Below are 7,089 nucleotides of genomic sequence, written 5' to 3' on the forward strand. Positions count from 1 at the left end.
ATGATGGAAAACAAATTTACTCATTTACACTTGCATACTGAATATTCCTTGCTAGATGGTTTTTCAAGAATTGATGAATTAATTGAAAAAGCCAAGTCTTTCGGCATGGACTCTCTAGCAATTACTGACCATGGTCAAATGTATGGAGTAATTGAGTTTTATAAAAAAGCAACTGCAGCTGGCATAAAACCAATTATTGGCTGCGAGGTCTATGTGAGCGAAAAAGACCATTTAATTAAAGATCCTAGTAATAAACGATATTATCATTTGATTTTGCTTGCAAAAAATAATAATGGTTACCAAAATCTTTTGAAAATAGTTTCTGAGGGATATGTAAATGGTTATTACTATAAACCTAGAGTAGACCTTGATTTTATAAAAAAATATTCTGATGATATTATTGCTCTTAGCGCTTGCCTAAGTGGAGAGGTCAATCAAAGAATTTTAGAAAATGATATTGAAGCTGCGTATGAAACAGCAAAAAAATATGCAGAAGTTTTTGGTAAGGATAATTATTACCTAGAACTACAAAACCATGGCCTTCCTGAACAAAAAAGAGTTAATGAAGTTCTAGTAAAAATGCATAAGGATTTGGATATAGAACTTGTTGCTACAAATGATGTCCACTACATAAACAGGGAAGATAGTTTTTACCAAGATGTCCTTTTATGTATACAAACTGGGGCTCTATTGAAGGATGAAGATAGGATGAAGATGCCATGTGATGAGTTTTATCTGAAATCTCCCGATGAAATGTATGCTATCTTTAAAGACTATGAGCGTGCCTTGGAAAATACAAATAAGATTGCACAAATGTGCAATGTCGAAATAGAATTCCACCACCCACACTTGCCATATTTTTCTAAATTACCAGAAAATATGACTAATTTGGAATATTTAACCCAATTAGTAGATGAGGGACTAGCAAAAAAATATGAAAATGTGGATGAAGATATAAGAGCTCGTGCCCTTAAGGAAATAAATGTAATTCATAATATGGGATACATTGATTATTTTCTTATCGTTTGGGATTTTGTAAGGTTTGCCAAGGAAAATGACATAGCAGTTGGTCCAGGTCGAGGATCTGCTGCTGGATCCTTGGTTTCTTACTCACTGGATATTACACAAATTGACCCCTTAAAATACGATTTGATTTTTGAAAGGTTTTTAAATCCGGAAAGAGTTTCCATGCCTGATATAGATATAGATTTTGACTATGTCAGACGTGATGAAGTTGTAGAGTATGTAAACGAACTTTATGGACGTGATCACGTATCCCAAATTGTAACCTTTGGTAGGATGCAGGCTAGAAATGCTATCCGTGATGTAGGTCGTGTTTTAGATATTTCTTATGGGAAAGTAGATAAAATCGCAAAATTAGTACCTGCAGTGATAAATATGACTCTAGATCGCGCCCTAGAAGAGTCAGATAAATTTAAAGAAGCCTATGAGAGCGATGCAGAAAGCAAAAGATTAATAGATACTGCTAGAAAAGTAGAATCATTACCACGTCATACATCAATCCATGCGGCAGGTGTGGTAATGAGTAAGGAAATTTTGACAGATATTGTTCCATTAGCCTTATCCAATGACCAAGTTGTAACACAATTTAATATGACAGAAATTGAAGAGCTGGGACTTTTAAAAATGGACTTTTTAGGTCTTCGAAATCTTACAGTCATCAAAGATACCATAAAGGATGTTAAAGCAAATCGTGGTATAGATGTTGACATTGAAAACATAGATGAAAATGATCCTAATATCATAGATCAGTTTAATAAGGCAAAAACAATTGGACTTTTCCAATTTGAATCTCCAGGGATGAGAAATTTCCTAAAAAATTTAAAACCTACAGTATTTGATGACTTGGTTTCAGCAAACTCATTATTTAGGCCGGGGCCAATGGATGAAATTCCAACATACATCCATAACAAAAATAATCCAAAAGATGTATCTTTTTTAGATGAAAAACTAAAACCAATTTTAGCAGTTACTTATGGAATTATAGTTTATCAAGAACAGGTAATGCAAATTGTCCAGCAGCTGGGAGGATTCTCTCTTGGAGAAGCTGACAATTTAAGACGTGCCATGAGTAAGAAAAAAATGGACATCATGGAAGCAAATAGGGAAATTTTTGTAAATGGTAAAGTAGATGAAAATGGAGAAGTAATTATCCCAGGATGTATCCGCAATGGGGTAAGTGAGAGGGCAGCAAATAAGATCTATGATGAGATGATTTCCTTTGCAAAATATGCCTTTAATAAATCCCACTCAGCCGCTTACTCTTTAGTTGCAGTCCAAACTGCATATTTAAAACACTATTTTCCAGAAGAATATATGGCAAATCTAATATCCTCTGTTATGGATAGTGCATCAAAACTTTATTTATATGTTAGTGAAGCAAAATCCATGGGCATAGAGGTAATAGCCCCAGATGTTAATTTGTCATTTCAAAAGTTTTTTGCAAAAGATGGTAAGATTATTTTTGGATTATCAGGTATAAAAAATTTGGGGATAAATTTTATAAATGCAATTATATCTTCAAGGCAAAAAGATGGTGAGTTTTCAAATTTTAAAGACTTCTTAGAAAGGGTGGAAGCTTACGATAGTAGGGCCTTAAATAAAAAAGGACTGGAGTCATTGATAAAGGCAGGAGCTTTTGATTCTATGGGCTATGCTAGGTCAAAACTAATGGCCGTTTATGAAAAAGCAATGGCAACTGTCCATGAGGGCCAAAAAGTAAACGTTAAAGGGCAAATGAATTTGCTAGACATGGCTAGTCAAACAAATGAAAATCCAACTGAAGATATAACATTTCCAGATATAAGCGAATATCCAAAAAAAGTTAAATTATCATTAGAAAAAGATGTGCTAGGATTTTATATTTCTGACCACCCGCTCAGCGAAGCCAATGATAAACTAAAAAATACTATTACTTTTAGAACAAATTATAAGGATGAGTTAACAAATCCAGAAATTACAAGACTTGATAATAAATTTGTAACTATGGCTGGTATTATCACTGGTAAATCAGAAATTATGACTAAAAAAAGAAGCCTTATGGCTTTTGCAAATATTGAAGACTTACATGGGTCAATAGAAATGGTAATCTTCCCAGATACATACAAAACGTACAGAAATTTAATAGAAGATGATAATGTTGTGCTAGTTAAGGGTAAATTACAAGTGGATGATGAAGATATAAAACTTCTGTGCCAGGAGTTTATAGACATTGATAGCTTAGATTTAAGAACTTTATACTTAAAAACTAAATATAACGAGTATAATAATCTACGAGGAGTATTAAAGGAGTACAGTGGTAAAACACCAGTTGTGGTATATTTTGAAGACCGCAACAAATCCTTTAAGCTCGATGAAAGGTTGTGGGTAGACACCAGCGACCAAAATATAGAGAAATTAGAACAATTTTTAGGAAAAGAAAATGTTAAGTTAACTTAAGGAGTTTATATGAATACGATAGGTATTTTAACAAGCGGTGGCGATGCACCTGGTATGAACTCAGCCATAAGAGCAGCAGTTAGAACAGCTTTAAATAATGGAATGAGGATTAAGGGCATCAGAAATGGATATGATGGATTGATGAAAGGTGACATTTATGAAATGAATGTTTCATCAGTTGCTGATATTATCCATAAGGGTGGTACTATCCTTGGTACTGCAAGAAGTACTGAATTTACAAATGAAGAAGGTCAAAAAAAAGCAGCTCAAATCTTATCTGATTATGGTATTGAGGGGCTAATTGTAATTGGTGGAGATGGATCATTTAAGGGAGCTAAAGCTCTTTCTGATCTTGGTATCAAAACAATTGGTATTCCTGGAACTATAGATAACGATATGGGCTATACTGATTTTACAATTGGATTTTTTACAGCTATGGAGACTGTAAGTGATGCTATCGGTAAGCTACGTGATACATCTAGTTCCCACGGTCGTGCTGTTGTTATTGAAGTAATGGGTAGAAATTGTGGAGATTTAGGTCTTTATTCAGGTCTAGCTGGTGGAGCAGAATCAATAATTGTTCCTGAACATGAATTTTCTATGGATGATATAGTTGAAAAAATGGAGCATGGTAGAAAAAGAGGAAAACTTCACCATCTTATAACACTTGCAGAAGGTGTAGGCGATCCATACTCCATAGCTAAAGAATTAGAAGAAAAAACAGGAATTGAGACAAAGGTTACAATCCTAGGCCACGTGCAAAGAGGCGGGTCTCCATCTGTTGTAGATAGGCTTTTAGGATCTACAATGGGAGCTCGTGCTGTAGAATTACTTTCTGAAGAAAAAACTAATTTAGCAATTGGGTATCTTGATGGAAGCCTCATAGAAGTTAGCATAGAGGATGCAGTCAGCACAAAATCTCAATTTGATGAACACCTATACGAATTAGCAAACAACTTATCAAGATAGTAAGTAAGGAGTTAAAAATGAATCAAGTACCAGATATACTTAAAAAAACCAAAATAGTTTGTACAATTGGACCTTCATCTGAATCTCCAGAAATATTAGAAGAATTAATTCTAAATGGAATGAATGTTGCTAGATTAAACTTTTCTCACGGAAATCACGAAGAGCACCTAGCAAAAATAAAAACAATCAAAAAAGTTAGAAGAAAATTAAATGAACCAGTTGCAATAATGCTTGATACAAAGGGACCAGAAATTAGAACTGGAAACTTTAATGTAGATGAAGTTTTCTTAAAGCCTGATGATATCTTTACCCTAACAACTAGAGATGTGGAAGGTACTCAAGATATAGTTTCAGTATCATACGAAGGACTTCCAAATGATGTTGAAGTAGGTTCTAATATTTTTATTGACGATGGTCTAGTACAATTAGAAGTTATTGATATAAAAGATGGTACAGATGTCATATGTAAGGCAATGAATAATGGTGTGCTTTCAAATCACAAGGGTGTAAACTTGCCAGGTAGACAAACCAATCTGCCATCACTAACACCAAAGGACATAGATGATATTAAATTTGGTATTGAAAATGATATAGACTTCATAGCTGCATCATTCGTACGTAAAAAAGAAGACGTTTATGATATTAGACGTGTTCTAGAAGATCACGGTGGAGAACATATCAAAATATTCTCAAAAGTAGAAAGCCAAGAAGGTGTAGATAACCTTGAGGAAATAATCGAAGCAAGTGATGGTATCATGATTGCCCGTGGTGATTTAGGTATAGAAATTAGAACTGAGCTTATACCAATAGTTCAAAAAGAAATGATTAGAAAAACAAATCTAGCAGCAAAACCAGTTATAACCGCTACCCAAATGCTAGATTCTATGATTAGAAACCCAAGACCAACCAGAGCAGAAACTACAGACGTTGCAAATGCAATTATAGATGGAACTGACTGTGTAATGCTTTCAGGAGAAACAGCTGGGGGAAAATATCCAGTAGAAGCTGTTCGAACAATGAGAAATATTTGTATCACAACAGAATTATCTGATGACTTTAGAAAAAATATTTATGAAACAGATATTTCATCATCAAATACTACGACAAACGCAATAGCGAAAAATACCTGTCAAATAGCAAAACAACTTGATGCAAAAGCAATTATTTCTTGTACTTCAAGCGGTAATACTTCAAGAATCATATCAAAATTCAAACCACAAACCAATTCAGTTGCTGCAACCACAACAGATAGAGTTGCTCGCCAACTATCTGTAGTTTGGGGAGTATACCCAATAGTGATCCAAGAAGCGGGAGAAACAGATGAGCTAATCGATCGCGCAATATTTGGAGCAATTGACAATGGATTTGTATCAGAAGGAGATCTTACAGTTGTAACAGCAGGAATTCCGCTAGGTATTTCAGGAAATTCAAACCTAATCAAAGTTCATATAATAGGCGATATCATTACAAGTGGTACAGGAATAGGTACAAAATCTGTTTCAGGAAAAGTTTGCCTGGCTTCAACCAAAAAAGAACTAGAGGACAAATTTGAAGAAGGCGATATCATTGTTGCTAAATTTACAGATGCTGATATAACAGAATACATCCAAAAATCAAGTGCAATTGTCACAGAAGAAGGTGGGTTAACAAGTCATACAGCAATAGCAGCAGTTCACTTTGGATTGCCAGCAGTAGTAGGAGCATTTAATATCAGAAATCTAGTAAAAGATGGTGATAAAATAACAGTAGACCCAATCGGTGGCGTAATTTATAAAGGGGAAGCAAAAGTTATCTAATGATTATAGAAAACATTAAGATAATTGATATCCTACAAGATGGCAGGGGTGTAGCCCGCACAGAAGGCAAAACAGTGTTTGTAGAAAATGCTGTTTATGGTGAAACTCTAGATGCCAAAGTAATTGCTGAGAAGAAAAACTTCTTAGAAGCAAAAAAAATACAAACAAAAATTAAAAGTGATTATCAAAGAAAACCTCCATGTCCATACTTTTATGAATGTGGAGGTTGTTCTATAATGGATATCAATTATGACACACAAATAGAATTAAAGAAAAATCTAATAAAAAATGCCATAAAAAAATCTACTGGAATAGTAATTCATGATTTAGAAATTATCGAAAGTCCAGAATTTAACTATAGAAACAAAATTCGCTTGCAAGTAAATCAAAATGGGGGGTTAAACTACCTAGAAACTTATTCTAAAAAATTAGTAAAAATAGATGATTGTCTAATAGCAAATGAAAAAATATCTGAAAATTTAGCTAAAATTGAAAAAATATGCAGAGATATTAATCAAAAATTCATAGGCATTGTAGAAGAAATCTCCATAAGGGCAAGTGAAAATAATCTATTATTAAACCTACAAGGAAAATTTGATAACAAAGCTATTGCATACATAAATGAAAAATACTCAAATAGCTTTTATAATATTAACTTAATAGTCGGTAAAGATTTAATTATTATCAGTGGCGAAGGGTATCTTGATTACAAAATTGGTCAAAAAGAATTTAAAATAAGTACCAATGATTTTTACCAGGTAAATGACTACCAGATAGAAAATTTATATGGTGTGGCCAGAGAATTTTTAGGAGAAAAGCAAAAGCTCCTAGACCTCTACTGCGGATCTGCAACAAGCTCCATGTC

4 protein-coding genes (1 of these 4 only partly in view) are annotated in these 7,089 nt (G+C 33.7%); all 4 read left to right on the forward strand.

Annotated features, from left to right (window positions below):
- The first annotated feature begins 3 nt into the window (after positions 1-3).
- Tightly spaced (at most 17 nt apart), the 4 genes in view from ACF3NF_RS07055 to rlmD form a layout consistent with a single transcriptional unit that may run on beyond the window.
- Entirely contained in the window at positions 4-3,459 is a 3,456-nt protein-coding gene (locus ACF3NF_RS07055; RefSeq protein WP_394022850.1) for a DNA polymerase III subunit alpha, read from the forward strand.
- A gap of 9 nt (positions 3,460-3,468) precedes the next feature.
- Positions 3,469-4,428, forward strand: a complete 960-nt coding sequence (pfkA, locus tag ACF3NF_RS07060; protein ID WP_394022852.1) for a 6-phosphofructokinase — start codon at positions 3,469-3,471, stop codon at positions 4,426-4,428.
- Between the two features lie 17 nt (positions 4,429-4,445).
- Complete coding sequence (pyk, locus tag ACF3NF_RS07065; protein ID WP_394022854.1) at positions 4,446-6,224, forward strand: pyruvate kinase; 1,779 nt, start codon at positions 4,446-4,448, stop codon at positions 6,222-6,224.
- Positions 6,224-7,089 carry the 5' portion of a 23S rRNA (uracil(1939)-C(5))-methyltransferase RlmD gene (gene rlmD / locus ACF3NF_RS07070; RefSeq protein ID WP_394022856.1) on the forward strand. 385 nt of this gene lie beyond the right edge of the window, so 866 of the gene's 1,251 nt are visible here — the first part of the coding sequence; the start codon lies at positions 6,224-6,226; its stop codon lies beyond the right edge, outside the window. Before pyk ends, rlmD begins: the two co-directional genes overlap by 1 nt.

The sequence above is a fragment of the Anaerococcus martiniensis genome (assembly GCF_043187485.1).
In the GTDB taxonomy this organism is placed as follows: Bacteria; Bacillota; Clostridia; order Tissierellales; family Peptoniphilaceae; genus Anaerococcus; species Anaerococcus martiniensis.

Bases quoted from the DNA above. Each gene is read 5' to 3' on its own strand.
- pyk (WP_394022854.1), top strand. From the start codon at position 4,446: ATGAATCAAGTACCAGATATACTTAAAAAAACCAAAATAGTTTGTACA.
- ACF3NF_RS07055 (WP_394022850.1), top strand. From the start codon at position 4: ATGGAAAACAAATTTACTCATTTACACTTGCATACTGAATATTCCTTG.
- pfkA (WP_394022852.1), top strand. From the start codon at position 3,469: ATGAATACGATAGGTATTTTAACAAGCGGTGGCGATGCACCTGGTATG.